This is a genomic window from Enterobacter sp. GER_MD16_1505_Eko_090 (assembly GCF_003331015.1).
Classification (GTDB): domain Bacteria; phylum Pseudomonadota; class Gammaproteobacteria; order Enterobacterales; family Enterobacteriaceae; genus Enterobacter; species Enterobacter roggenkampii.
Genome location: NZ_PUQF01000005.1, coordinates 61,413 through 87,320, shown reverse-complemented (window position 1 = coordinate 87,320; position 25,908 = coordinate 61,413). Strand labels below are relative to the sequence as shown.

General features: G+C 56.7%; 21 protein-coding genes and 1 pseudogene. 13 read left to right on the top strand and 9 right to left on the bottom strand.

Going from position 1 to position 25,908, the window contains the following annotated elements; genetic code table 11:
* Positions 1–69 precede the first annotated feature (69 nt).
* Together mglA and mglC are read left to right on the top strand one after the other, a co-directional pair.
* A complete protein-coding gene (gene mglA / locus C6A40_RS07340) occupies positions 70–1,590 on the top strand; it encodes a galactose/methyl galactoside ABC transporter ATP-binding protein MglA (RefSeq protein ID WP_008500922.1) in 1,521 nt (506 codons plus the stop codon).
* A 15-nt stretch (positions 1,591–1,605) separates the two neighbouring features.
* Positions 1,606–2,616, top strand: a complete 1,011-nt coding sequence (gene mglC, locus C6A40_RS07335; RefSeq protein ID WP_008500921.1) for a galactose/methyl galactoside ABC transporter permease MglC — start codon at positions 1,606–1,608, stop codon at positions 2,614–2,616.
* Positions 2,617–2,665: 49 nt separating this feature from the next.
* Here mglC and C6A40_RS07330 read toward each other — a convergent pair whose 3' ends face one another.
* The 6 genes from C6A40_RS07330 to C6A40_RS07305 form a co-directional block, all read right to left on the bottom strand.
* Entirely contained in the window at positions 2,666–4,054 is a 1,389-nt protein-coding gene (locus C6A40_RS07330) for a glutamine synthetase family protein (protein WP_045334423.1), read from the bottom strand.
* Positions 4,055–4,178: 124 nt separating this feature from the next.
* The gene (gene sanA / locus C6A40_RS07325; RefSeq protein WP_008500918.1) at positions 4,179–4,895 is read right to left on the bottom strand and encodes an outer membrane permeability protein SanA; all 717 of its coding nucleotides are present in this window, start codon (positions 4,893–4,895) and stop codon (positions 4,179–4,181) included.
* A 127-nt stretch (positions 4,896–5,022) separates the two neighbouring features.
* Positions 5,023–5,907, bottom strand: a complete 885-nt coding sequence (gene cdd / locus C6A40_RS07320) for a cytidine deaminase (RefSeq protein ID WP_045334375.1) — start codon at positions 5,905–5,907, stop codon at positions 5,023–5,025.
* Positions 5,908–6,036: 129 nt separating this feature from the next.
* Entirely contained in the window at positions 6,037–6,732 is a 696-nt protein-coding gene (locus C6A40_RS07315) for a CidB/LrgB family autolysis modulator (protein ID WP_008500916.1), read from the bottom strand.
* Positions 6,729–7,124, bottom strand: a complete 396-nt coding sequence (locus C6A40_RS07310; RefSeq protein WP_014884558.1) for a CidA/LrgA family protein — start codon at positions 7,122–7,124, stop codon at positions 6,729–6,731. The genes C6A40_RS07315 and C6A40_RS07310 overlap by 4 nt, the downstream gene beginning before the upstream one ends.
* Positions 7,125–7,314: 190 nt before the next feature.
* Positions 7,315–8,019 carry a type 1 glutamine amidotransferase gene (locus C6A40_RS07305; RefSeq protein WP_045334378.1) on the bottom strand — a complete coding sequence of 235 codons (705 nt, stop codon included), beginning with the start codon at positions 8,017–8,019 and terminating at the stop codon, positions 7,315–7,317.
* Positions 8,020–8,078: 59 nt separating this feature from the next.
* Here C6A40_RS07305 and C6A40_RS07300 point away from each other — a divergent pair, with 59 nt between their 5' ends.
* From C6A40_RS07300 to C6A40_RS07265, 8 genes and pseudogenes are all read left to right on the top strand, one after another.
* Positions 8,079–8,876 carry an AraC family transcriptional regulator gene (locus tag C6A40_RS07300; protein WP_045334381.1) on the top strand — a complete coding sequence of 266 codons (798 nt, stop codon included), beginning with the start codon at positions 8,079–8,081 and terminating at the stop codon, positions 8,874–8,876.
* Between the two features lie 41 nt (positions 8,877–8,917).
* Positions 8,918–9,850, top strand: a complete 933-nt coding sequence (dusC, locus tag C6A40_RS07295) for a tRNA dihydrouridine(16) synthase DusC (protein WP_008500912.1) — start codon at positions 8,918–8,920, stop codon at positions 9,848–9,850.
* A 359-nt stretch (positions 9,851–10,209) separates the two neighbouring features.
* Positions 10,210–11,499 carry a carbohydrate porin gene (locus C6A40_RS07290; RefSeq protein WP_369804044.1) on the top strand — a complete coding sequence of 430 codons (1,290 nt, stop codon included), beginning with the start codon at positions 10,210–10,212 and terminating at the stop codon, positions 11,497–11,499.
* Between the two features lie 166 nt (positions 11,500–11,665).
* Positions 11,666–12,499 carry a BglG family transcription antiterminator LicT gene (gene licT / locus C6A40_RS07285; RefSeq protein WP_045334384.1) on the top strand — a complete coding sequence of 278 codons (834 nt, stop codon included), beginning with the start codon at positions 11,666–11,668 and terminating at the stop codon, positions 12,497–12,499.
* Between the two features lie 24 nt (positions 12,500–12,523).
* A pseudogene (gene bglF / locus C6A40_RS07280) lies at positions 12,524–14,489 on the top strand (PTS beta-glucoside transporter subunit IIABC).
* A gap of 12 nt (positions 14,490–14,501) precedes the next feature.
* Entirely contained in the window at positions 14,502–15,896 is a 1,395-nt protein-coding gene (locus C6A40_RS07275; RefSeq protein WP_032652739.1) for a glycoside hydrolase family 1 protein, read from the top strand.
* Positions 15,897–16,097: 201 nt separating this feature from the next.
* Positions 16,098–17,516 carry a multidrug resistance outer membrane protein MdtQ gene (mdtQ, locus tag C6A40_RS07270; RefSeq protein ID WP_039025040.1) on the top strand — a complete coding sequence of 473 codons (1,419 nt, stop codon included), beginning with the start codon at positions 16,098–16,100 and terminating at the stop codon, positions 17,514–17,516.
* A 50-nt stretch (positions 17,517–17,566) separates the two neighbouring features.
* Positions 17,567–18,331, top strand: a complete 765-nt coding sequence (locus C6A40_RS07265; RefSeq protein ID WP_008500906.1) for an SDR family oxidoreductase — start codon at positions 17,567–17,569, stop codon at positions 18,329–18,331.
* A gap of 82 nt (positions 18,332–18,413) precedes the next feature.
* Here the strand turns inward: C6A40_RS07265 and C6A40_RS07260 are convergent, their stop codons facing one another.
* Positions 18,414–18,986 (bottom strand): DedA family protein, encoded by a 573-nt coding sequence (locus tag C6A40_RS07260; protein WP_008500905.1) that lies wholly within the window; start codon positions 18,984–18,986, stop codon positions 18,414–18,416.
* Positions 18,987–19,143: 157 nt separating this feature from the next.
* Between C6A40_RS07260 and C6A40_RS07255 the strand changes: the two genes are divergently transcribed.
* Positions 19,144–19,731, top strand: a complete 588-nt coding sequence (locus tag C6A40_RS07255) for a Yip1 family protein (protein WP_008500904.1) — start codon at positions 19,144–19,146, stop codon at positions 19,729–19,731.
* 167 nt (positions 19,732–19,898) lie between these two features.
* Positions 19,899–20,822 carry a D-alanyl-D-alanine endopeptidase gene (gene pbpG, locus C6A40_RS07250; RefSeq protein ID WP_023293820.1) on the top strand — a complete coding sequence of 308 codons (924 nt, stop codon included), beginning with the start codon at positions 19,899–19,901 and terminating at the stop codon, positions 20,820–20,822.
* A gap of 83 nt (positions 20,823–20,905) precedes the next feature.
* Here pbpG and C6A40_RS07245 read toward each other — a convergent pair whose 3' ends face one another.
* Entirely contained in the window at positions 20,906–21,460 is a 555-nt protein-coding gene (locus tag C6A40_RS07245; RefSeq protein ID WP_008500902.1) for a GNAT family N-acetyltransferase, read from the bottom strand.
* A gap of 111 nt (positions 21,461–21,571) precedes the next feature.
* Positions 21,572–23,320: a D-lactate dehydrogenase gene (dld, locus tag C6A40_RS07240; protein ID WP_023293821.1), complete on the bottom strand. Its 1,749-nt coding sequence runs from the start codon at positions 23,318–23,320 to the stop codon at positions 21,572–21,574.
* A gap of 189 nt (positions 23,321–23,509) precedes the next feature.
* On the opposite strand from dld, the gene bglX reads away from it, so the two are divergent.
* Complete coding sequence (gene bglX, locus C6A40_RS07235; protein ID WP_045334389.1) at positions 23,510–25,807, top strand: beta-glucosidase BglX; 2,298 nt, start codon at positions 23,510–23,512, stop codon at positions 25,805–25,807.
* Positions 25,808–25,908 lie beyond the last annotated feature (101 nt).

Genomic DNA, 25,908 nt, shown 5'->3' with positions numbered 1-25,908 from the left:
CTGTCTCCACTGGGCGCAATTCGTTGCGCCCTTTTATAACGCGATATGCGAGGCCAACAAGGTATAATTATGGTCAGCACAACAACTCAGTCATCCGGTGAATACCTGTTGGAAATGAGCGGTATCAACAAGTCATTTCCCGGCGTTAAGGCACTCGATAATGTTAATTTAAAAGTGCGTCCTCACTCTATTCATGCCTTAATGGGGGAGAACGGTGCGGGTAAATCAACATTATTAAAATGTCTTTTTGGGATCTATCAAAAAGATTCTGGCAGCATTCTTTTTCAGGGGAAAGAGATCGATTTCCATTCAGCGAAAGAAGCACTGGAAAACGGTATCTCGATGGTTCACCAGGAATTAAACCTGGTGCTGCAGCGTTCAGTCATGGATAACATGTGGTTGGGGCGTTATCCCACCAAAGGTGTTTTTGTCGATCAGGACAAAATGTATCGCGACACCAAGGCGATTTTCGACGAGCTGGATATTGATATCGATCCGCGCGCCCGCGTGGGAACATTATCCGTCTCCCAGATGCAGATGATCGAAATTGCCAAAGCGTTCTCCTATGATGCGAAAATTGTCATCATGGACGAACCGACATCGTCATTAACGGAAAAAGAGGTTAACCACCTTTTTACCATTATTCGTAAGCTGAAAGATCGCGGCTGCGGCATTGTGTACATCTCCCACAAAATGGAAGAGATCTTCCAGCTGTGCGATGAGATCACCATCCTGCGCGACGGCCAGTGGATTGCCACGCAGCCGCTGGAAGGGCTGGACATGGACAAGATCATCGCCATGATGGTCGGCCGTTCCCTGAACCAGCGCTTCCCGGACAAAGAAAACAAGCCGGGTGAAGTGATTCTGGAAGTGCGCAATCTGACCTCGTTACGTCAGCCGTCTATTCGCGATGTCTCCTTCGACCTGCACAAGGGTGAAATCCTGGGGATTGCCGGCCTGGTGGGGGCAAAGCGTACCGATATCGTGGAAACCCTGTTTGGCATTCGTGAGAAAGCCGAAGGCACCATTACGCTGCACGGTAAGAAAATCAATAACCACAACGCCAACGAAGCCATTAATAATGGTTTTGCGCTGGTGACGGAAGAGCGTCGTTCGACCGGTATTTATGCTTATCTGGATATTAACTTTAACTCGTTAATTTCTAACATTCGCAATTACAAAAACAAAGTTGGGCTGTTGGATAACTCCCGCATGAAGAGCGATACCCAATGGGTGATTGACTCCATGCGCGTAAAAACGCCAGGCCACCGCACCCAGATTGGTTCGTTGTCAGGCGGTAACCAGCAGAAAGTGATTATTGGCCGTTGGTTATTAACGCAGCCCGAAATCCTGATGCTGGATGAGCCGACCCGCGGTATTGACGTCGGCGCGAAGTTTGAAATTTATCAGCTAATTGCCGAGCTGGCGAAAAAGAATAAAGGGATCATTATCATTTCTTCCGAAATGCCGGAACTGTTAGGGATCACAGACCGTATTCTGGTTATGAGCAATGGTCTCGTCGCCGGTATTGTTGACACCAAAACGACAACGCAAAACGAAATTTTGCGTCTTGCGTCTTTGCACCTTTAAGATCAGGGGCTCCTCATGAGTGCGTTAAATAAAAAAAGTTTTCTCACTTACCTGAAAGAAGGCGGTATTTACGTTGTTCTTTTAGTCTTGCTGGCAATCATCATTTTCCAGGACCCTACGTTCTTAAGCCTGCTGAACCTGAGTAACATTCTGACCCAGTCCTCCGTGCGTATTATCATTGCGCTGGGCGTGGCGGGTCTGATCGTGACCCAGGGGACGGATCTTTCTGCCGGTCGTCAGGTAGGTCTGGCGGCGGTTATCGCGGCAACCCTGCTGCAGTCGATGGAAAACGCCAACAAGGTCTTCCCGGAAATGGCCACCATGCCGATTTTCGTGGTGATCCTGATTGTCTGCGCCATCGGTGCGGTGATTGGTCTGATCAACGGTATTATCATCGCTTACCTGAACGTGACGCCATTTATCACCACCCTGGGCACGATGATCATCGTTTACGGTATCAACTCCCTGTACTACGACTTCGTCGGTGCTTCGCCCATCTCGGGCTTTGACAGCGGCTTCTCGACCTTTACGCAAGGGTTTATCGCGCTGGGCAGCTTCCGCCTGTCGTACATCACCTTCTATGCGCTGATTGCGGTCGCCTTCGTCTGGATCCTGTGGAACAAAACGCGCTTTGGCAAAAACATCTTCGCTATCGGCGGTAACCCGGAAGCGGCGAAAGTCTCCGGCGTGAACGTTGCCCTGAACCTGCTCATCATCTATGCCCTGTCCGGGGTGTTCTACGCCTTCGGCGGGATGCTGGAAGCGGGCCGCATCGGCTCTGCAACGAACAACCTTGGCTTTATGTACGAACTGGATGCGATTGCAGCCTGCGTGGTGGGCGGCGTCTCCTTCAGCGGCGGCGTGGGTACCGTACTCGGCGTGGTGACCGGTGTGATCATCTTCACCGTCATCAACTACGGGTTGACCTACATCGGCGTGAACCCTTACTGGCAGTACATCATCAAGGGCGCCATCATTATCTTCGCGGTTGCGCTGGATTCACTGAAGTACGCCCGTAAGAAGTAATCGTCACTCGCCATACCCGGCCCGCTCACCGAGCGGGCTTTTTTATGCCCTATGCCAGATGGGACTCCTCCTGCGTCACAATCCGCTCAAACCAGTCGAGTTCACAAAGCTTGCAGGCGACCCACTGTTCGGAAAAGGCGTCGCCCAGGCTGTCGGTGAGATACTGACAGCGGGCAAAGGCCTCAATCGCCTCCTGCTGGAACAGCGGCAGCTCGGGTTGGTCGTGCTGCGGCTCAGGGAGATCCCCCTCGTCGATATGTTCCAGCCCGTACAGCATGCCGGTCAGGATAGTGGCCGCCACCAGATACGGATTCGCATCGGCCCCGGCCAGCCGGTACTCGATACGACGGTTGCTCTCATCCGAGCAGGGAATACGCAAGGCGGCGGAGCGGGTGTTATAGCCCCAGGAGTTAAAGACGGGTTCCGTCAGGTTTTTACGCAGGCGACGAAACGCGTTGACCCCCGGCGCAAGAATAGCGACGGAGGCGGGCATCAGCGCCAGCTGGCCCGCGATGCACAAACGCATCATGCTGCTCAGCGCGTTCACCGGCGAGGCAAAAACGTTTTCGCCACGGCTATCGTTCAGGCTGAAATGGATGTGCAAACCGCTGCCGGAAAGCTCGCTGAACGGCTTAGCCATAAAGTTGGCCTGAAGACCGTGCTTTTCAGCGACATAGCGGGTCAGGCGGCGCAGGGCCAGCACGTTATCACAGACCTCTACGACGCGCTGGCTGTGCTTCAGGTTTAATTCGTACTGTCCGGACTCGGCTTCCGCTACCACCCCTGACAGCGGGATGCGCTGCAGGTGCGCCAGCTGTTCCAGCTCGTCAAACAGCGCCGCGTGCGCCGACGAGGTATCCATGTGAAAACAGCCCTGATTTTGCGGATCGCGTTCGCCCTGTCCCGTCAGGTAAAACTCGATTTCCGGGGCAATCACCGGGAAAAGGCCGTGCTGGTGGAAGCGGGCCACGACGTTCTGCAGTATCGCGCGCGGCTCAAGCGGGCAGGGGTTACCGTCGCTGTCTTTCATCGTCAGCAGGATCTGCGCGGTGTGCTCCGGATCCTGCGGACAGGGGCGTAGAGAACCGGCGACCGGGACGCACAGCCGGTCGGGTTCATCATAAAGCGGGGTGGCGATGTTTCCCTTCTGGTCCATTGAGTAGACGGAAAGCGGAAAATAACAGCCTTTTTCCAGGCTCAGCATGCTCTCTACCGAGAGGCGCTTGCCGCGCATCGTGCCGTTGATATCGTTCAGGTAAACGTCAACATGTTTCGTTTGCGGGTAACGTTCCAGATAATCGGCCACTTCCACGGCAACGTTGTGCTGCAGGGCGTCAATTTTTTCATCCAGCCAGAGGCCAGAATTGAGTGCGCCAGGGAGTGATAAGCCGGGAAAGTTAAAGTACGGACGGAGACTTTTGAGGAAAAACGCATTCATTATCGAGTTCATAGTCATTCTTCAATGAAGCCGTAGCGGCAGTGAACTCAGCTTAAAAGAGCCGACGTAAAGGGGAGATAAAAAGCGTCAGGCCCGGCGTAAAGAAAGTATAAAGGCGGTCCCGCTATTTCTCTTTTTTCTGCATATCGAGCAGTTGCTCAGGCGTGACGGCGGGGTAACCTTGCGCGTCTTCCGGCACTTCGTGCATCGCCGGAATCGGCACCAGCGGGCCTAAAAAGCGCGGTTCGCGTTTGAAGATATACAGATCGGCCAGGGCACCAAAGCGGGCGCCGAACTCGCGGACGCGCACGCTCAGCATATCTTTTGGCGACGGCACCGCATAGCACTGCGCCTGAATGCCCATGTGCAGGGCGATAAACAGCGCGCGCTCGCAGTGGAAGCGCTGGGTGATGATGATGAAGTCGTTGGTGTCGAAGACCTTGCGCGTGCGGACGATGGAGTCCAGGGTGCGGAAGCCCGCATAGTCGAGCACGATATCGGCAGGATCCACGCCCGCGGCAATCAGGTCCTTACGCATCGTCACCGGTTCGTTATAGCTTTGCAGGGCGTTATCGCCGCTCAGCAGCAGGTAGTTCACCTTGCCGCTGTTGTAGGCGTTCAGCGCGCCCTGAATGCGGTAACGGTAATACTGGTTGATGACGCCGGTGCGGTAGTACTTGGCGGTGCCGAGCACTACCCCAACCTGACGATAGGGCAGGTCCTGCAGGTCGTCAAAGATGTAGGGGGCGGTTTTCCAGCTCATCCACCGGTCGAGGCCGAGCACGATCAACAGCAGTATGCCGACCAGGACAGACAGGCTGTAAAAAACGCGCTTTAACATGCAGATGGCTCGTACCGAAGGTGAAATTTAACTCAGGCTACTTTACCCGCCTGGTTAGCGCAAGAAACAGCGACTCAACTGAGGGGTTTTTCAACAAACTGGCGGGCATTTCTACCCGCCGGAAGGGTTACGCCAGCAGCACGCGGTCAATCGTCGTACAGCCCAGCGCTTTAAGCGTTGCGGCAGTGGCATCCCACTGAATCAGCGGCGCATCAGCAATTTCTGCCAGAATAGCGCGCTGAATGTCAGGATAATCATAGCCGTTCAGGCTCAGCAGGTTGAGTGCGCCCTGCAGCGGCGGCAGCGTTGGGTTAAACGCGGCGTTTTCCGCATAGCTGCCGGTGAAGATTCGGCCATCGCGACACTGCAGCGCCACGCCGCTCGGGGACCTGCTGTACGGCGTGTGGCTCTTGTTGGCGGCGGTAATCGCGGCCTGGCTCAGGTCATCGCCGGACAGGGCGAAACCGTGGTCCTGCTCGTCCATCAGCAGGGTTTTGATCTCCAGATCTTTCGGGCCAAACGCGTCAGGCAGGTAATCCGCCAGCGTGTGCGGTGCGCGACCCGGCAGGTTGATGCGCAGCTGCAGCCCGCTGTTCAGCTCGTTCATAAACTGACGGCAGTGGCCGCAGGGGGTGTAGTTCACGGTAATGGCGCTCAGCGCTTTTTCACCGCGCAGCCAGGCGTGGCTGATGGCGCTCTGCTCGGCGTGAACGGTCTGCTGCATGGTTGCGCCCAGGAACTCCATGTTGCCGCCGAAGTACCAGGTGCCGCTGACGCCGCGCGCAATGGCCCCGACGTTGAAGTGGGAGAGATCGGCCCGCGCGCAGGCGGCAGCCAGAGGAAGCAGTGCGAAAGCCAGCGCGTCTTCGTCCAGTCCCGTTGCCTGTTTCAGCATCGTGACCTGCTCCGGGGTCAGCAGGGCGGGGAAGTGCGCATCTGCCAGAACGGGAGTAAGGGCTGACTGCAAATTCTCTGCAAGCTGGGCGAAAGCAGCTTGAAAACGTGGGTGCATGGCGTTTGCCTCATAAAGGTTAATGGATCGGTAGTTTACGGAGCCGTCAGGGCTTTATATGTGATCCACTTCTCATTATGTATGCAACTTATGAAATCAAAATGAAATTTGCGCGACGCATCGCAAATTTTAGCCCATCACTGCCAGAATCAGCGGGAAAATGAACGGGGCCAGCAGAGAGGTAATAATCCCGCAGATCACCAGCGCCAGGGAGCTAAACGCCCCTTCCTGATAATCCAGCTCCGCGCAGCGGGCAGTGCCCAGCGCGTGCGAGGCGGTGCCCATCGAGAGCCCCCGTGCCGCCTTAGTATGAATACGCATCGCGTTCAGCAGGGTGTGGCCAAACACCGCGCCGAGAATACCGACGAAAATGACGCACATCGCGCTGATGGCCGGAATGCCGCCGAGGCTGCCCCCAACCGCCATCGCGATAGGCGTGGTCACCGATTTAGGCAGGATTGACGCCGCAATCTGTGGGGAAGCGCCCATCAGCAGCGCCACCGACGTGCCGGTGATCATCGCCACCAGGCTGCCCACAAAACAGATGGTAATGATGGATTTCCAGCGGGCGCGGATCTGGTGCAGCTGCTCATATAAAGGAAACGCCAGCGCCACGACGGCGGGTTGCAGCAGGTCGTTTAAGATTTTGCTGCCGGCAAAGTAGCGTTCGTAAGGAATTCCGGTGAGCAGCAGGAACGGAATAATCACCACCATCGCCACCAGCAGGGGGTTCAGCAAGGGCATTTTGAAACGCGCGGCAAGCTTACGTGCGGCGAAGAACACTGCCAGGGTCAGCGGCAGGGACCACCAGATATTGTCCATCATTTTTTTGTTTTCTCCCCAATCACGTTACGTTCGCCATGCACCAGATGTGAACTCCAGCTCACCACCAGGAAAACCACCAGCGTACTCACCGCGCAGGAAACAACAATCGGGCCGAACTGGGCTTTGAGCAAATCAAAATACTGCATGACCCCGACGCCGATAGGCACGAAAAGCAGCGCCATATAGCGAATGAGGACGAAGCAGCCGGGATTGACCCACTTTGCAGGCAGGATTTGCAGCGCCAGCAACACGAAGAGGATCAGCATGCCGATAATGCTGCCGGGAATGGTGATGGGCAGCAGCGACGCGATGAAAATCCCGGCATACAGGCAGGCGTAAATCAGGACGAATGCGCGCAGATATTGCCAGATAATGTTCAATGATTTGCTCATGGTGATAGTCCTTGCTGAAACGCATTCATCATACAATTAAACCTAAAAATGTGCCACGGATCACATCATGAATTTTGAGCATACCAGACATTCCGGAATGGAACGTCCGGTATCACCTTACTGGTGCAGGCTACAGTTTAGAGGAAAGGGATTGCGCTGGCGAAGTAACGCGCCAGAGAAGGCATCAGCGTCAGGCGGTCAGTTTATCGAGAAAAGAAAACAGCACCTGGTTCATTTCGCGATAATCATGCGAGCGGAGTTTTTCCGCCGTTTCGACAAAACGGAATTCACCCGCGCGGCGGAGGTCATTCTGCGAATGCTCAATCAGCAACTCTACCACCTCCGGCGTTAGCTCCATATGGCACTGGAAACCGTAAACCCGTTCGCTGTACTGCACGATCTGGCGGGGACAGCCCTCGCTGTAAGCCAGAACCTTAGCCTGCGGCGTCAACCCAGGCATGTCGTTATGCCAGTGACCGACGTTCAGCACGCTGCCAAAGCCCTCAAACAGCGGGTTCGCCTTGCCTGCATCTGTGAGCCTGACGGGAAATGTGCCGATCTCTTTTTCCGGGCTGTGGCAAAACGCGGCGCCCAGCGCTTCGCCGATAAGCTGTGAGCCCAGACAAACGCCTATCACCGTTTTACCTGCCTCTATCGCGCGGCTGATGAGTGCCTTTTCCGCCTGCGCATCAAACCAGGGGCATTCCTCACGCGTGGTGGCGGGGGACTGCGGGCCTCCCATGATGATTAGCAGGTCTGTGTGCCCCAGTTCCTCAGGTAACGGTTCGCCCTGATACACTCTGGTGTAGCTCAGACTGCAGCCGCGACTTTTCCCCCAGATTTCATAGGCGCCTGGCGCCTCGAAATGTTCATGAATAATAAAATGGATGTGCATTGCGTCTCTCTCCGGTTACGTGTACAAGCAGCATCATAAGAGGAAGGGGAGAATGTGAAATGCCAACCGTTATCGATAAAACGCCAATTCACGACGATGCCATCGGATGGTCAAGAGGGGCAATTCGCTATACGCGCGGCGAAGTCGATCCGCCTCACCAGCATTCGCAGGGACAACTTTTGTTTGCCATCAAAGGAGTCATGCTGGTCGAAACCGGCAGCAAACGCTGGGTCATACCGCCGCAGCGCGCGCTGTGGATCCCTCCCTTTCAGGAGCATACCTACAGCGTGTTATCCGCAACGGAGCTTCGCGCGGTCTGGTTTAGCCCGGCACTGATTTCGCAATGCGAACCTTTTAAGCGGAAAGACGAGGTTCACGTGATTATGGCCACAGCGTTGTTCAAAGAGCTGATTGCCGGGCTGTTCAGCGCGGAATACCGGCCGGCAAACCAGCGCAGCATGGCCGTTTTGCTGCTCGACATCCTCAGCGAGACGCAGCAGATTTCAGCCGAGCTGCCGATGCCCGTGGATGAGCGCTTACATCGCGTGGCCTGTGACATCATTGCCAACAATCTCTGGGATCTCTCTCTGGAAAGGCTGGCGGAACGGGCCGCGATGTCAGAACGCACATTTTCACGTGCGTTTATCAACGATACCGGCTTTAGTTTCCGGGCCTGGCGACAGCGCGCAAGGATTTGTGCCTCGCTGGATCTTCTCGCCAACGGATACCCGGTTAAGCAGGTGGCCTGGATGCTGGGGTTTTCCGGCCCGGCGGCATTTGCGGCGGCGTTTCGCGCCATTGTTGGGGCAACGCCGGGTGACTTTCTGCCTGAACAGAAGCGCTTCCCAGCGAAATAGAGAGCGGCTACTATAGCGCGTCTTTTTTCACAGGTACTGCTATGCGTGTTTTACTGGCCCCAATGGAAGGCGTGCTCGACTCCCTCGTGCGCGAGCTTCTGACCGAGGTGAACGACTACGATCTCTGCGTGACGGAGTTTTTGCGCGTGGTCGATATGCTGTTGCCGGTAAAATCCTTCTTCCGGCTTTGCCCCGAGCTGCACAACCAGAGCCGGACCTCTTCCGGCACGCTGGTGCGGATTCAGCTCCTCGGCCAGTATCCGGAATGGCTGGCGGAAAACGCCGCCCGCGCGGTTGAGCTGGGCTCTTACGGGGTAGATCTCAACTGCGGCTGTCCGTCGAAGCTGGTGAACGGCAGCGGCGGCGGGGCGACGTTGCTGAAAGATCCCGAGCTGATTTACCGCGGCGCGAAAGCCATGCGCGAGGCCGTGCCCGCGCATTTGCCGGTGACGGTAAAGGTGCGGCTGGGGTGGGACAGCGATGCCCGACAGTTTGAGATCGCCGATGCGGTGCAGCAGGCCGGGGCCACCGAGCTGGTGGTGCATGGCCGCACTAAAGAAGATGGCTACAAAGCCGATCGCATAAACTGGCAGGCGATCGGTGAGATCCGCAAACGCCTCTCCATTCCGGTGATCGCCAACGGCGAAATCTGGGACTACGAGAGCGCGCAGGCCTGTCTGCAGGCCACCGGCTGCGATGCGGTAATGATCGGCCGCGGCGCGCTGAATGTGCCTAACCTCAGCCGGGTGGTGAAATATAACGAACCGCGTATGCCGTGGGCAGATGTCGTCACGCTGCTGCAAAAATACAGCCGTCTGGAAAAGCAGGGCGATACCGGTTTGTATCACGTCGCGCGTATTAAGCAGTGGCTGAGTTATTTACGCAAAGAGTACGAGGAAGCGCTGGAGTTATTTCAGGAGATTCGTACTTTACAGACGTCGGCTGATATTGCGCGGGTGATTCAGTCCAAATAATAAGCGTTAAATTGCTCACACTTTTTTAAAACAGAAAACAGTTCAGGTTTTCAACGTGGCGCGACGGTGTTAAGGTGCCACTGTTTTCAACGCAGGATTGTGACTGGTTAACAGGCAAAACCTAAGCGTTCCACAGCATTTTCGCTGTGGGGCGCTTAGGTTTTTTTTTGCCTGTCATTTACGCAGGAGAGATATTTGGCTTAGCGCTTTTTAATGATTTTTAAAAAAAGAAATAGCGACAGGAAATAGAAAAATTTCCTGCGGCCGGTTACGCACTCAATACTCAATCACAGGTTGTTATCATGGCATATAAAAATAAACTCTATGCGTTCGCCTTATTGGCGATATCCCCGCTGTCGATGGCGCAAGACTGGAACGGTACGGTATTAGGGTTTGAAGCTCCGCCGGAGCCTGTGCTGGGCGAAATGCTCGGCATACGTAAAATCCTTAACGATAACGGTTTTACCTATAACCTCGGATACCTGAATGAAATTGGCTGGAACGGCGGTGGCGGATATAACCACGACTCCCACGTGGCCTATATTGACCAGTTCGCGCTGACCTTCAATCAGGACCTGGAGCGCTGGACCGGTATCCCGGACGCGCGTATCGAGGGGAACATCGTCAACCGCAACCACAATGACGATCTCACCACCAAACGCGTGCAGGACCCGCGCGTCAACTTCAACGATCTGACCCAGGAGAGCTGGGGCGGGCAGTCGATTACCCGTCTGGGCTGGCTGACCTTTGCCCGCAGCTTTGACGACCGGCGTCTGACCTGGCGCATCGGGATGATGAACAAGGTGCAAACCTTCGATCAAATTATCCCCTGTGATTTTCAGCTGCTGTCCCAGTGCGGCGGAAAGTCAGCCAACTCGCTGACCTGGAACAACTGGAACGTCCACACCTGGGGCACCACGCTTGCCTATAAACTCACGCCGACGCTGACCTTAAAAGGCGGCGTGATGGAGCAGAATCCGCAGGCCGCCAGCCGCAGCCATGCCTGGAGCTGGTCGACGAAGGGCAGCAAAGGGGTCTTACTGCCGGTTGAAATCGAAGCGCGTCCGCTGATTAACGGCCTGCCGGGCGCGTACAACCTGGGCGTGGTGTTTACCAACGCGCCGCAAACCGATCTCTATCGCGGCAAATCCGGCGGGGCGGGCGCGACGGACCCGGACGGATTCGATACCCACAACCGGACCTGGTTCATGTACGCCGGGCTGAACCAGCAGCTTACGCAGCATCAGGATGACCCGAATCGCGGGTTGAGCACCTCGTTCAGCATGAGCCTTGCGGATCAGCGCACTAACTACATGCATCAGGTTTACGCCGCCTCGCTGCGCTACCGCGGACTGTTTGATGCGCGACCGGAAGACTGGATTGGCTTTGGCTTAACCTGGATTGATATGAGCAGCCAGTACGCCCGCAACCAGCGTTACCTGAACAGCCTGAGCGGCGTGAGCGACTACAACAATCCGGCCTGGCACCCGGTGCCGGGCCATTCCCTGAACGGCGAGTTTTACTACCGCTTTCGTCCGGTGTCATGGCTTGAACTGCAGCCGGGCATTCAGTACTGGCACCATCCCGGCGGGGTCAGCCGCACCCAGGATGCCTGGGTCACCGAGCTGAAAACGGTGGTGACCTTCTGATATCACGGTAGCAAGTTCGATCCGCGTCACGTTTCTGACGCGTGACGCATTGAGGCTACGAATGAAACTGATAGAGTGCCAGAACTGGATTGTTACTGCTTAGGCAGGCAAAACCTGATTTTCTGGCATCTGCCGGAGGTCAGGTTTTTTTGTTTCTGGGGTTCAGATGAAAATCGCCAAGATACTCAATAATAACGTGGTGGTTGTTCAGGATGAGCGCGGGCGCGAACAGGTGGTGATGGGCCGTGGGCTGGCCTTTCAGAAGCGCGTCGGTGAAGCGCTGGATACCGCGCGGGTTGAAAAGGTGTTTGCGTTACAAAGCGATGAACTGGTGCATCGGCTCGGCGAGCTGCTGAGTCAGATTCCGCTGGAGGTGATGACCACCTGCGACCGCATCATCGGGCTGGCGGCGCAGCGGCTGGGCAAGCTACAGGAGAGCTTGTATATCACCCTCACCGATCACTGCTACTTTGCGATTGAGCGGCAGAAGAACGGGTTGGCCATCAAAAACGTGCTGCTGTGGGATATTAAACGGCTGTATCCGAAGGAGTTTGAGTTAGGGCAGGAGGCGCGGGCCATTATCGCCAGACGCCTTAACGTCGAACTGGAGGAGGATGAGGCCGGTTTTATCGCGCTGCATCTGGTTACCGCGCAGCTGAACAGCGAAATGCCGGAGGTGATGCACGTGACGCGGGTGATGCAGGAGATCCTGCAGCTGGTGAAGTATCAGCTGCAGCTTGAGTATGACGAAGAGTCGCTCAGCTACCAGCGTTTCGTCACCCACCTGAAGTTTTTTGCCCAGCGGATGCTCACCCGCACCGTGGTGGAAGATGACGATGTCTCGCTGCATACCGCAGTCAAAGACAACTACGCGAAGGCGTGGAAATGCGCCGAGAAAATTGCGCAGCACCTGAACAAAAGCTATCAGCGTGAGCTGACAACCGAAGAAATTATGTTCCTCGCCATTCATATCGAGCGGGTGAGAAAAGAGGGGCGTTAAGCCTCAAAACAGGATTGTTACTGCATCACGCAGGCAAAACCTGAGCGCGGCCTTCGTCAGAAGGTCGTTCTCGGGTTTTTTTATTTTTGTACTCAGTCAACAGGTGCCTGCGGGCATCGGATGTAAGGAAATCGAGATGGAATACCAGGCGTTAGCGAAGGATATTCTCGGCCACGTTGGCGGAAAAGAGAACATCGTCAATCTTGTGCACTGCGCGACCCGGCTTCGCTTCAAACTGAAAGAGAATCAACGGGCGGATGCGGAAGGGCTCAAGAAAAACCCGGGCGTGATCATGGTGGTCGAAAGCGGCGGTCAGTTTCAGGTGGTGATTGGCAACCATGTTCACGACGTCTGGCAGGCAGTGCGCAATGAAGCAGGCCTGACCGACGACGCCCCTGTCGTGGAAGAGAAGGGCGAAAAGGGGAACCTGCTGGGCCGCCTGATTGACATCGTCTCCGGGATCTTTACCCCATTTATCGGCATTCTGGCCGCGTCCGGTATTCTGAAGGGGCTGCTGGCGCTGGCCGTGGTCTGCGGCTGGCTCACGACCGAGAGCGGCACGTATAAAATCTGGTTTGCCGCCAGCGATGCGCTGTTTTTCTTCTTCCCGCTGGTGCTGGGCTATACCGCCGGGAAAAAGTTCGGCGGCAACCCGTTTATTACCATGGTGATCGGCGGGGCGCTCACCCATCCGGTGATGATTGCGGCGTTCAACGCCAGCCAGCAGCCGGGGGCGGTATCGGAAGCCTTTTTGGGCATCCCCGTCACGTGGTTCAACTACAGCGCGTCAGTGATCCCGATTATTCTCGCCGCGTGGGTCAGCTGCTGGCTGGAAAAACAGAGCACCAGGCTGCTGCCTTCCTCGATGAAAAACTTCTTCGCGCCGCTGATCTGTCTGGCCGTGACCGTGCCGCTGACTTTCCTCGTTATCGGGCCGCTGGCGACCTGGCTGAGCCAGATGCTGGCGAACGGCTATCAGACTATTTACGTTCTGGCACCGTGGCTGGCGGGCGCGGCGATGGGCGCGCTGTGGCAGGTCTGCGTTATTTTTGGCCTGCACTGGGGGCTGGTGCCGCTGATGATCAACAACCTGGCGGTGCTGGGGCATGACTCCATGCTGCCCATGCTTTTGCCTGCGGTGTTTGGCCAGGTGGGGGCGGCGCTGGGCATTTTCCTGCGTACCCGCGATGCGCGTCAGAAAATGCTGGCCGGTTCATCCGTGACGGCAGGTATTTTTGGTATCACCGAACCCGCAGTGTATGGCGTAAACCTGCCGCTGCGCCGTCCGTTTATCTTTGGCTGCGTGGCTGGCGCTATCGGCGGGGCGATTGTCGGCTTCAGCGACACCCACGTTTACTCCTTCGGCTTCGCCAATATCTTTACCATCGCCCAGATGATTCCGCCGGGCGGCGTTGACGCCACGCTGTGGGGAGGCATTATCGGCACGGTGGTGGCGCTGGTGCTGAGCTGCGGCCTGACGCTGCTCGCCGGTATGCCAGGAAACACCGCGCCAGAGAATATGGTCTCCGCGGGCGAAAACGATGTGCTATCGCCGATGACCGGTACCGTTCTTGCTCTCGACCAGGTGCCGGATACCACGTTTGCCAGCGGCCTGCTGGGCAGCGGCGCCGCGATTATTCCCTCCGATAACAAAGTGGTTGCCCCGTTTGCCGGTGTGGTGGCTTCGCTGTTCCAGACCAAACACGCCATCGGCCTGCTCAGTAACAGCGGGATTGAAGTGTTGATCCACGTGGGTATCGACACCGTGAAGCTCGACGGCAGGCCGTTTACCGCCCATGTGAAGGTCGGTGACACGGTGCGGCCCGGCGATCTGCTGCTGGAGTTTGACCGACAGGCGATTATCGATGCCGGATACGACCTGGCGACCCCGATTATTATCAGTAACAGCGACGAGTATCGCGAGGTGGCGACCGTGGCGGCAACGTCCGTCATTGCCGGTGCGCCGTTACTCAGCGTCAGTCATCAATAACAGGAGAACGTGATGAAAACTTTCCCGGACGATTTTTTATGGGGCGGCGCGGTTGCCGCGAATCAGGTAGAGGGTGCGTATCTGGAGGAGGGGAAAGGGCTGTCCACCTCTGACGTTCAGCCGCAGGGTGTCTTCGGCCCGGTAGTTGAGCGCGTCCCTGGGGACAGCGGCATCAAGGATGTCGCCATCGACTTCTATCATCGCTACCCGGAAGACATCAAGCTGTTCGCCGAGATGGGCTTTAGCTGCCTGCGCGTCTCCATTGCCTGGACCCGCATTTTTCCGAACGGTGACGAGCAGCAGCCGAACGAGGCGGGGCTGGCGTTTTACGACCGGCTGTTTGACGAGCTGGCCGCGCACAACATCACGCCGCTGGTGACGCTGTCGCACTATGAGATGCCGTGGGGGCTGGTGAAGCAGTACGGCGGGTGGGGCAGCCGTCAGACTATCGGCTTCTTTGAGCGCTATGCCCGTACCGTGTTTGCGCGCTACAAAGAGAAGGTCAAGCTGTGGCTGACCTTCAACGAGATCAATATGTCTCTGCACGCGCCGATGACCGGCGTCGGTCTGCCGGAAACCAGCAGCAAAGGGGAGGTGTACCAGGCGATCCACCACCAGCTGGTGGCCAGCGCGCTGGCGGTGAAGGCCTGCCATGAGATTATCCCGGATGCCAGAATCGGCAATATGCTGCTGGGCGGCCTGATGTATCCGCTGACCTGCAAGCCGGAAGATGTTCTGGAGACGCTGCAGGAAAACCGCGCGTGGCAATTCTTTGGCGACGTGCAGTGCCGCGGCGCCTACCCGGGCTATATGCAGCGCTTCTTCCGCGACAACGGCATTCAGCTAGAGGTCACTGACGCCGACCGCGAGGCGCTGAAATCGACCGTCGATTTTATCTCCTTCAGCTACTACATGACGGGCTGCGTCACCGCGGATGAAGCCCTCAACCAGCAGGCGCGCGGCAATATCCTGAGCATGGTGCCAAACCCGCATCTGGCCAGTTCCGAATGGGGCTGGCAGATTGACCCCATCGGCCTGCGTACTCTGCTAAACGTGCTCTGGGATCGCTATCAGAAGCCGCTGTTTATCGTGGAAAATGGCCTCGGGGCGAAGGATAAACCGGACGCAGATGGCACGGTGCAGGATGACTACCGCATCAGCTATCTCAACGATCACCTGGTGCAGGTGCGGGAAGCCATTGAAGACGGCGTTGAGGTGATGGGCTACACCAGCTGGGGGCCCATCGACCTGGTGAGCGCATCAAAAGCTGAACTCTCTAAGCGCTACGGCTTTATTTACGTCGATCGCGATGACAGCGGGAAAGGCACGCTGGCGCGCAGCCGTAAGAAAAGTTTCTACTGGTATAAAGAGGTTATTGCGACAAAAGGCGCTTCGCTGAAAGTTTAATAAAGCGATCAACCTGACAGGGGATGTTCACCCTGTCGGGTTGATTATTTTTTATTTGCATAATTCAATTTAAATAATAATTTTGGTGAATATTTTTCCGTATATTTAAATCTATGACAATTTACGCATTGCCACGCATTACTAAAAAAATAAAGAGAATCAAGCGTAATTTGCGCCTTTATTTTTTGAGTTTATGGCGTCATGAAACGTTCTCTTATTTTATCTCTGAGTGCTCCCTTCGTTTTTATTCTGGCTGCCTGTGCGCCTGAACATGCCACGGTATCTCCCATTAAAACGCAAACCACGGCGGCGTCGGTGAATACGGTTCTGAATCATCAGGACTGGCCGAAAAATGAGTGGTGGAAAGCATATAACGATCCGGAACTTAACGGGCTTATTGCGAAAGCATTAAGCGATGCGCCGGATATGCAGATTGCCCGTCAGCGCATTACGCTTGCGGAAGCCCAGGCCAAAGCGGCTATGGCATCCGACGGTCCGCAGATTGATTTTTCAGCGGATGCCGAACGTCAGAAAATGTCCGCCGAGGGGCTGATGGGGCCCTTTGCCATTACCGACCCGGCGGCAGGGACAACCGGGCCGTGGTACACCAACGGCACCTTTGGCCTGACGGCAGGCTGGGATCTCGATCTGTGGGGAAAAAATCGCGCGCAGGTCGAAGCCCGGATTGGCAAAGTGAATGCGCAAAAAGCGGAGCTGGAGCAGACCCGTCAGCTGCTGGCCAGCAGCGTGGCGCGGCTCTACTGGGAGTGGCAAACGCAGGCCGCCGTGGGGGAGGTCCTCGCGGAGATTAAACATGAGCAGGACAATATTATCGGTGCCGATCGCGAGCTGTATCAGCACGGGATCACCTCCTCCGTGGAGGGCGTTGAAACGGATATCAACGCCAGCAAAACCGAAGAGCAGCTGGCCGAAGTCAACGGGAAAATGAAAGCCATTGAGGCGCGCCTGGTCGCGCTGACGAACGCCTCCTCCGTGAAGCTGACGCGGCACGCCCTGCCGACGGTGGAAGCCTCGCTACCGTCGACGCTCGGCTATGAACTGCTGGCACGCCGTCCGGATCTGCAGGAGGCGCACTGGTATATCGAAGCCTCCATGAGCGAAGTGGAGGCCGCCCGAGCGGCGTTTTATCCTGACGTGAACCTGATGGCGTTCTTACAGCAGGATGCCCTCCATCTGAGCGATCTGTTCCGTTCGTCCGCGCAGCAGATGGGCGTGACCGCCGGGCTGACGCTGCCGATTTTCGACAGCGGCAGGCTTAACGCCGGGCTGGATATCGCTCAGGCGCAGAACAACCTTTCAGTAGCCAACTACAACAAAGCGGTGGTAGAGGCCGTCAATCAGGTGGCACACACGGCCAGTGAAGTCGAAACGCTCATGGCGAAAAACAGCCACCAGCAGCAGGTTGAAAAAGATGCGGCACGGGTTGTGGCGCTGGCGCAGGCGCGTTTCAGCGCGGGGATCGTTGCGGGCTCCCGGGTCAGTGAAGCCAGAATACCGGCCCTTAAAGAGCACCTCGAAGGATTGCTGCTGAAGGGGCAGTATGTGGACGCCACGCTGCAGCTGACCTCCGCGCTGGGCGGTGGCTATCATCATGGCTAAAAAAGGTCATTAACTATACTTACCTCTTTGCAGTTTTTCAGGAGGTGAGTATGACCAGAGTAGCGATTGTGACCGCATCGGATTCCGGGATCGGTAAAACCACGGCCCTGATGCTGGCAGAGCGCGGGTTTGATATTGGCGTCACCTGGCACTCGGATGAGAAAGGGGCGCTGGAAACCTGCCGTGAAGTCGAAGCGCAGGGGCAGCGCGCGGAAGCTGTCCATCTTGATCTAAGCACGCTGCCGGAAGGCGCTGAGGCAATAGAGACGCTGATTGCGCGCTTTGGCCGGCTGGACGTGCTGGTCAATAATGCAGGGGCGATGACCAAAGCGCCATTCCTCGAGATGCCGTTTGACGACTGGCGGAATATTTTCACCGTCGACGTGGACGGTGCGTTTCTCTGTTCACAGATAGCCGCAAGGCAGATGGTGAAGCAGGGGGAAGGGGGACGGATTGTGAACATCACCTCGGTGCATGAACACACGCCTCTGCCGCAAGCGAGTGCCTACACGGCGGCTAAACACGCGCTCGGCGGGTTAACCAAATCCATGGCGATGGAGCTGGTGAAGCACAACATTCTGGTGAACGCCGTCGCGCCGGGTGCGATTGCCACGCCGATGAACGACATGGACGACAGCGAAGTGAAGGAAGGCTCCATGCCGGAAATCCCGCTGGCAAGGCCGGGCCACACGAAAGAGATTGCCAGCCTGGTGGCGTGGCTGTGTGACAGCGACGCCAGCTATACAACAGGGCAATCGTTTATCGTCGACGGGGGCTTTATGCTGGCGAACCCGCAGTTTAAGCCGGAGGGATAGATTCCCCTCTCCCTGTGAGAGAGGGTATTTTTAGTTCCCTCTCCCTGTGGGAGAGGGTTAGGGTGAGGGCATCAGGCCGCACTCACTCCTCATCCCGCGTCTTTTCCCGATGCTTCAGCCACAGTCGTACCGCAATCACCGCCACAACCACCAGAATCAACCACGCCCAGTGCTTCAGGTGCTGGTCGAGATTATGCAGCCAGGGCGCAATCACTTCGCCCCCTACATAACCGAGCGTCGTAAAGATCAGCGCCCAGGCAATCGCGCCCACAATATTGAGCGGCAGAAAAATTTTGGGCGGCAGATGGCTGGCGCCAATCAGTATCGGCCCGATAATGCGAAAGCCATACATAAAGCGCGTGCCAATAACGAACAGGTAGGGATGACGTTGAATGAGCCGCTGAGCGCGGCGGATTTTCTTCTGATGCTTTGCGAAACGCTTGAGCAGCGTGGGCCCAAAGCGCAGCCCCAGAAAGTAGAGCAGCTGATCGCCTATCATCCCGCCCAGCGCGACCGCGGCAACAACCAGCGGGAACTTCAGTAACCCCTGATGCGCGGCGACGCCCCCTAACAGCGTGATGGTTTCACCTTCTGCCACGCTGCCGATGACCAGCGCGGCATAGCCATATTGCTCAATGAGTGCGTTAATATCCATTACGTAACGGTTTTCTCCCTCTGCGTGCCTCGTTTAATCATATACCCCTTGAATCAACGGCGGGGAAATCAACGGAAATTTCCCACTGTACATAAAATAATCTAAAGCCTGCATTATACTTAAGGTATCGCTGACGGGCCGACAACAAGGGGGCGCTATGAACCATGTCTGGGGACTTTTCTCCCATCCCGATCGTGAAATGCATGTCATTAAAAGTGAGAACGAAACGGTCTCGCATCATTACACGCACCACGTGCTGCTGATGGCCGCGGTGCCGGTAATATGCGCTTTTATCGGAACGACACAAATCGGCTGGAACTTCGGTGACGGCACCGTGGTTCAGCTTTCCTGGTTTACCGGACTCTATCTTGCCATCATCTTTTATGGCCTGATGCTGGCGGGGGTGGCGGTCATGGGGCGCGTCATTCACTGGATGGCGCGTAACTATCCGCAGCGTCCATCGCTGGCGCACTGTATGGTCTTTGCCGGGTATGTCGCGACCCCGCTGTTCTTAAGCGGTATTGTTGCGCTCTATCCACTGGTCTGGCTGTGCGCGCTGATCGGTACCATTGCCCTCTTTTACACCGGTTATCTGCTGTATCTGGGGGTTCCTACCTTCCTGAATATCAATAAAGAAGAGGGGCTGAGCTTCTCGAGCTCAACGCTCGCCATCGGGGTGCTGGTGCTGGAGGCGCTCCTGGCGCTGACGGTAATTCTTTGGGGTTATGGATACCGTCTCTTCTGAGTTCACTGCATTGCTGGCGTAAATGCCAGCAATGCAGCATCCGTTCACGATTATCCTCTGGCGACAACGCCCGCTGGCGGCTATGATGCCGAAGCCAGCCTGTGTTTATCTAACAACCCAGGCGGTGTACGTCATAACGTGCGTGAATAATTATCAGAAGTCTCACCATGCTGAAATTCCGAGTCTCTTTACTTAGCCTGGCGCTGTTGCTGGGTGCGTCCGCAGTCGTACCGGCCGTCGCCAAAACGCCCGCGGTGACCACCGCTGCTGCTCAGCCGCAAATTGCGTCCGGCAGCGCGATGATTGTCGATCTCAACACCAATAAGGTGATTTACGCCAGCCATCCGGACCTGGTGCGACCGATCGCCTCAATTACCAAATTAATGACCGCGATGGTGGTGCTTGATGCCCATCTGCCGCTGGACGAAAAACTGAAAGTGGATATTAGCCACACGCCGGAGATGAAAGGGATCTACTCCCGCGTGCGGCTGAACAGTGAGATCAGCCGTAAAAATATGCTGCTGCTGGCGCTGATGTCGTCTGAAAACCGCGCGGCGGCGAGCCTGGCGCACCACTATCCGGGCGGCTACGACGCGTTTATCCGCGCGATGAACGCCAAAGCCAAAGCGCTGGGGATGAACAATACGCACTATGTGGAACCGACGGGGCTGTCGATCAACAACGTCTCCACGGCGCGCGATCTGACGAAACTGCTGATTGCCAGCAAACAGTACCCGCTGATTGGTCAGCTCAGTACCACCCGTGAAGAGATGGCGACCTTTGCGAACCCGGCCTATACGCTGCCGTTCCGCAATACTAACCATCTGGTATACCGGGATAACTGGAATATTCAGCTAACCAAAACCGGCTTTACCAACGCGGCGGGACACTGTCTGGTGATGCGCACCGTATTTAACGGTAAACCGGTGGCGCTGGTAGTGATGGATGCCTTCGGCAAATACACGCACTTCGCGGATGCGAGCCGCCTGCGGACCTGGATTGAAACAGGAAAAGTGCAGCCTGTCCCGGCCGCGGCATTGACGTATAAAAAGCAGAAAGCGGAGCAGATGGCGACGGCGCAGAACGACTGAGCCGTCTGTCAGCGCCGGGTGGCGGCTTTGCCTTACCCGGCCTACAAACACTAAAAACGGTAACCCAGGTTACCGTTTTGCGTTTATTCCGGCAGCGTCCAGTCACCATCGTTGAGCGGGCGCTGCATAATCACCGTATCCCGCCAGTCACCTTTCTTGTAGCCTACGCTGCGCAGCTGACCGACAATCACAAAGCCATGTTTTTTATGCAGGCGTAACGAGCCGGCATTGTTATTGCCATCTCCTACCACGGCAATCATCTGCCGCCACGGCCCTTGCTCGCAGCGTGCGATCAGCGCATCCATCAGTGCCGTGCCAAAACCGCGCCCGGTGATGCTGGCATCCACGTAAATCGACTCTTCCAGGGTATAGCGGTAGGCGTGTCGCGGTCGGTAAGGGGTGGCATAGCAGTAGCCCACCACAATGCCGCGGTACAGCGCGATAAGCCACGGTAAACCGTTCTCCGCCACGCTTTTCATGCGATGACGCATTTCGTCAATAGTCGGGGGGACTTCTTCAAATGACGCGCGCCCGTGAAGCACATGCCAGGCATAGATCGCGGCAATGGCATGCACATCATCGGGACGGGCGTCGCGCACTTCCAGCTCGGTCTCGGATAAAACATCAATAGCCGACATGATGTGCCTGCTCCTCTTATCTAAGGCCGGAGAAACGTTTCTCCGGCGATAAGCGGTTACTCTATTACGATTAAGGAGCGCTTAACAATCTCTCAAATTTGGCTGTAGGAATTAATCAGACGTTTGCGTTATGTGCCGCTCCGCGTCTGCGCTCTCTTTCCAGTATTTCTTCCGCGTTGTTTTACCGATGCCGGGATTCATGCTGTTTGTAGGGTCATTCGCGCGATAAAACTGCTTAAGTGCGTCAGGGGCTTTATAAAGATGTCCGACGTTGTGTTCCGCAGGATATTGTGCGCCGCGTTCACGCAGAAGGGCGAGCATCTGCTCCTTCAGTTCGTGTGCATCGACCCCTTTCTTGACGATGTAATCCTGATGGAAGACATAGCACATAAAGTGGCCGTAATAGAGCTTGTGCACCAGCTTGCTGTCGATTTCCGGCGGCAGGTGTTCAAACCACTCGGTGTCGTTACGCCGCAGGGCGATATCGAGCGCCAGAATATCTTCCACCTCTTCGGAATGTACCGCCTGATATCGGATGGCGGCCCCTGCGGCGGCAAAGCGGTGCAGGAACGCTTTGCTGCCCTCTTCAGGCGTACAGGCAAAGAAATCCCCTTCGGCGGTTTTAAAGAATTCGGTCAGCCAGCTCTGCGCTTCGGCAATTCCGTCTCCGGCCATTTTCAGCAGCAGGTGATGTTCGTACTTGTCGCGCCAGGTTTTCATCCTCTCCGGCAGATGCGCCGGGAAAACGTTGCCCAGCTTCTGCATAAAGCGGTCGGTGAAGTGGGGTTTGAACAGCGACACTTTCTCCAGCATCGCGTCGGTACGGCCCTTCATGGTGAAGAAGAACGGCATTTTGTCGGTGCCGAGCTTGTCGATCATCAGGAACGTGTCTTTGCCGTAGCGCTCGGCGATGTCGTAAATGTCCCGGTGCATGTATTCGCCCGCCACCGGCAGGTGGGTGAATTCGCCCAGAATATGACGGCGGATCTCCGTCAGAACCTCAGGCTGGTTGGTGCCGATGTAGAATACCTGCTGCTTTTTCTCGGCCGGGAAGGTGTCGAGACGCACCGCAAAAACGGCCAGCTTGCCCGCGCAGCCGGAGGATTCAAACAGGCGATCCGGGTCGGCGTTATAGCGCGCCGGCGTATCGGCATTGATATCCCGCACGCGGGTCACGTAGTCGTGATCGTGCGCATGGCGACCGTCGTGCTGAACGTCTTCATCCTTCACGCGATCGTCGTCGAGCTTGCTGAGGATCTGTTCTGGCGTGACGCCGAGATCGATTCCCAGGTGGTTCACCAGCGTCAGCTTGCCGTTTTCGTCAATACGGGCAAACAGGGACATCTCGGTATAGGCGGGACCGCGCTGCACCAGCGAGCCGCCAGAGTTATTGCAGATCCCACCGACCACCGAGGCGCCAATGCAGGAGGAGCCGATCACCGAGTGTGGTTCGCGGCCCAGCGGCTTAAGCGCTTTTTCGAGGGAGTAAAGCGTGGTGCCCGGGAACGCGAGCACCTGCTCGCCTTTATCCAACAGGTGCAGCTTGTCGAGGCGCAGGGTGCTGATAATCACGATGTCACGATCGTAATCGTTGCCGTTCGGCGTGGAGCCTTCGGTCAGGCCGGTGTTGGCCGCCTGCATTAAAATAATCTTGTCGGCGGCGACGCAGGCGCTCAGGACGCGCCACAGCTCCAGCAGCGTGCCGGGGAAAACCACCGCCAGCGCCTCGCCCTGACCGGAGCGGAAGCCCTTGCGGTAGCGGGCGGTTTTAGCCGGGTCGGTAAGCAGGTGAGAGGAGCCAACCAGGCGCGACAGTTCGTTAATAAAGGTTTTGTTATCGTCAGTTCGAACAGAAGACATCTTCCACTCCTTGTGGTGGGGCAAATTTCTCGCTGTAAAGCATAGCGCGATTAACTGTTAAGCGGTCGAGTATTCACGAGAAAAATCAGAGAATAACCCTGCAACGATCGGAGGGTTTGTGGCACACTGCGCTTTTCGCACGGTATGGCCGAGATCGTCCGGCGGTTATTGATGAGAGAGTAAAACGACATGAAATGGCTATGTTCTGTAGGTGTCGCCGTCAGCCTGGCGCTGCAACCTGCGCTGGCAGAGGATTTGTTTGGCAATCACCCGCTCACGCCTGAAGCGCGGGACGCGTTTGTCACGGAATTGCTCAAGAAAATGACGGTCGATGAGAAAATCGGCCAGCTGCGTCTGATCAGCGTCGGCCCGGATAATCCGAAAGAGGCCATCCGCGAGATGATCAAAGACGGGCAGGTAGGGGCCATCTTTAATACCGTCACCCGCCAGGATATCCGCAAGATGCAGGACCAGGTGATGGATCTCAGCCGCCTGAAAATTCCCCTGTTCTTTGCCTATGACGTGGTGCACGGTCAGCGTACCGTCTTCCCCATCAGCCTCGGCTTAGCGTCTTCTTTTAACCTCGACGCGGTGAAAACCGTCGGGCGCGTGTCGGCTTATGAAGCGGCGGACGACGGGCTGAACATGACCTGGGCGCCCATGGTGGACGTCTCGCGCGATCCGCGCTGGGGCCGCGGCTCGGAAGGCTTTGGTGAAGATACGTATTTAACCTCCACGATGGGTAAAACCATGGTGGAAGCGATGCAGGGCAAAAGCCCGGCGGACCGCTACTCGGTAATGACCAGCGTCAAACACTTTGCGGCCTACGGCGCGGTGGAGGGCGGTAAAGAGTACAACACCGTCGACATGAGCCCGCAGCGCCTGTTCAACGACTACATGCCGCCGTACAAGGCAGGGCTGGATGCGGGCAGCGGCGCGGTGATGGTAGCGCTGAACTCGCTGAACGGCACGCCTGCAACCTCTGATTCCTGGCTGCTGAAAGACGTGCTGCGCGACCAGTGGGGCTTTAAGGGCATCACCGTTTCCGACCACGGCGCGATTAAAGAGCTGATCAAACACGGGACCGCCTCCGATCCGGAAGACGCGGTGCGCGTCGCGCTCAAGTCCGGCATCAACATGAGCATGAGCGACGAGTATTACAGCAAGTACCTGCCGGGGCTGGTGAAGAGCGGCAAGGTGACGATGGCGGAGCTGGACGATGCCACCCGTCACGTGCTGAACGTGAAATACGACATGGGGCTGTTTAACGATCCGTACAGCCACCTGGGTCCGAAAGACTCCGACCCGGCAGATACCAATGCCGAAAGCCGCCTGCACCGCAAAGAGGCGCGTGACGTCGCGCGCGAAAGCCTGGTGCTGCTGAAGAACCGCCTCGACACGCTGCCGCTGAAAAAATCCGGCACCATTGCCGTGGTGGGTCCGCTGGCCGACAGCAAGCGCGACGTCATGGGCAGCTGGTCTGCGGCGGGCGTGGCTGACCAGTCCGTGACCGTGCTGACCGGTATCAAGAGTGCCGTCGGTGAAAACGCCAAAGTGGTTTACGCCAAAGGGGCGAACGTCACCAACGATAAAGATATCGTGACCTTCCTCAACCAGTACGAGGAAGCGGTGAAGGTCGATCCGCGCACGCCGAAGGAGATGATTGACGAAGCGGTGAACGCCGCGAAGCAGTCTGACGTCGTTGTTGCGGTCGTGGGTGAAGCGCAGGGTATGGCGCACGAAGCCTCCAGCCGTACCGATATCACCATTCCACAGAGCCAGCGCGATCTGATCGCCGCCCTGAAAGCCACCGGCAAGCCGCTGGTGCTGGTGCTGATGAACGGTCGTCCGCTGGCGCTGGTGAAGGAAGACCAGCAGGCTGACGCCATTCTGGAAACCTGGTTCGCCGGTACCGAAGGCGGTAACGCCATCGCCGACGTGCTGTTTGGCGATTACAACCCGTCGGGCAAGCTGCCGATGTCCTTCCCGCGCTCCGTCGGGCAGATTCCGGTGTACTACAGCCACCTGAACACCGGTCGCCCGTATAACGCCGACAAGCCGAACAAGTACACCTCTCGCTACTTCGACGAAGCTAACGGCCCGCTCTATCCGTTTGGTTACGGCCTGAGCTACACCACCTTCAAGGTCTCCGACGTGAAAATGTCGGCGCCGACCCTGAAGCGTGACGGCAACGTCACCGCCAGCGTTGAGGTGACCAACACCGGCAAGCGCGAAGGGGCTACGGTGATCCAGATGTACGTGCAGGATGTCACCGCGTCGATGAGCCGTCCGGTGAAACAGCTGCGCGGCTTCGAGAAGGTCACGCTGAAGCCGGGGGAAACCAAAACCATCAGCTTCCCGATCGACGTGGATGCGCTGAAGTTCTGGAACCAGCAGATGAAATACGATGCGGAACCGGGCAAATTTAACGTCTTTATCGGCGTGGACTCCGCCCGCGTGAATAAAGGCGAGTTCGAGCTGCTGTAACCTTTCCCTCCTTTGCCTCCCCCGTCCTGCGGGGGAGGCGTCTTACCTTATGCTAAAAAGGCATTTTGACGGTTAATTCCGCCGTTTTAAGCTACGCTTTT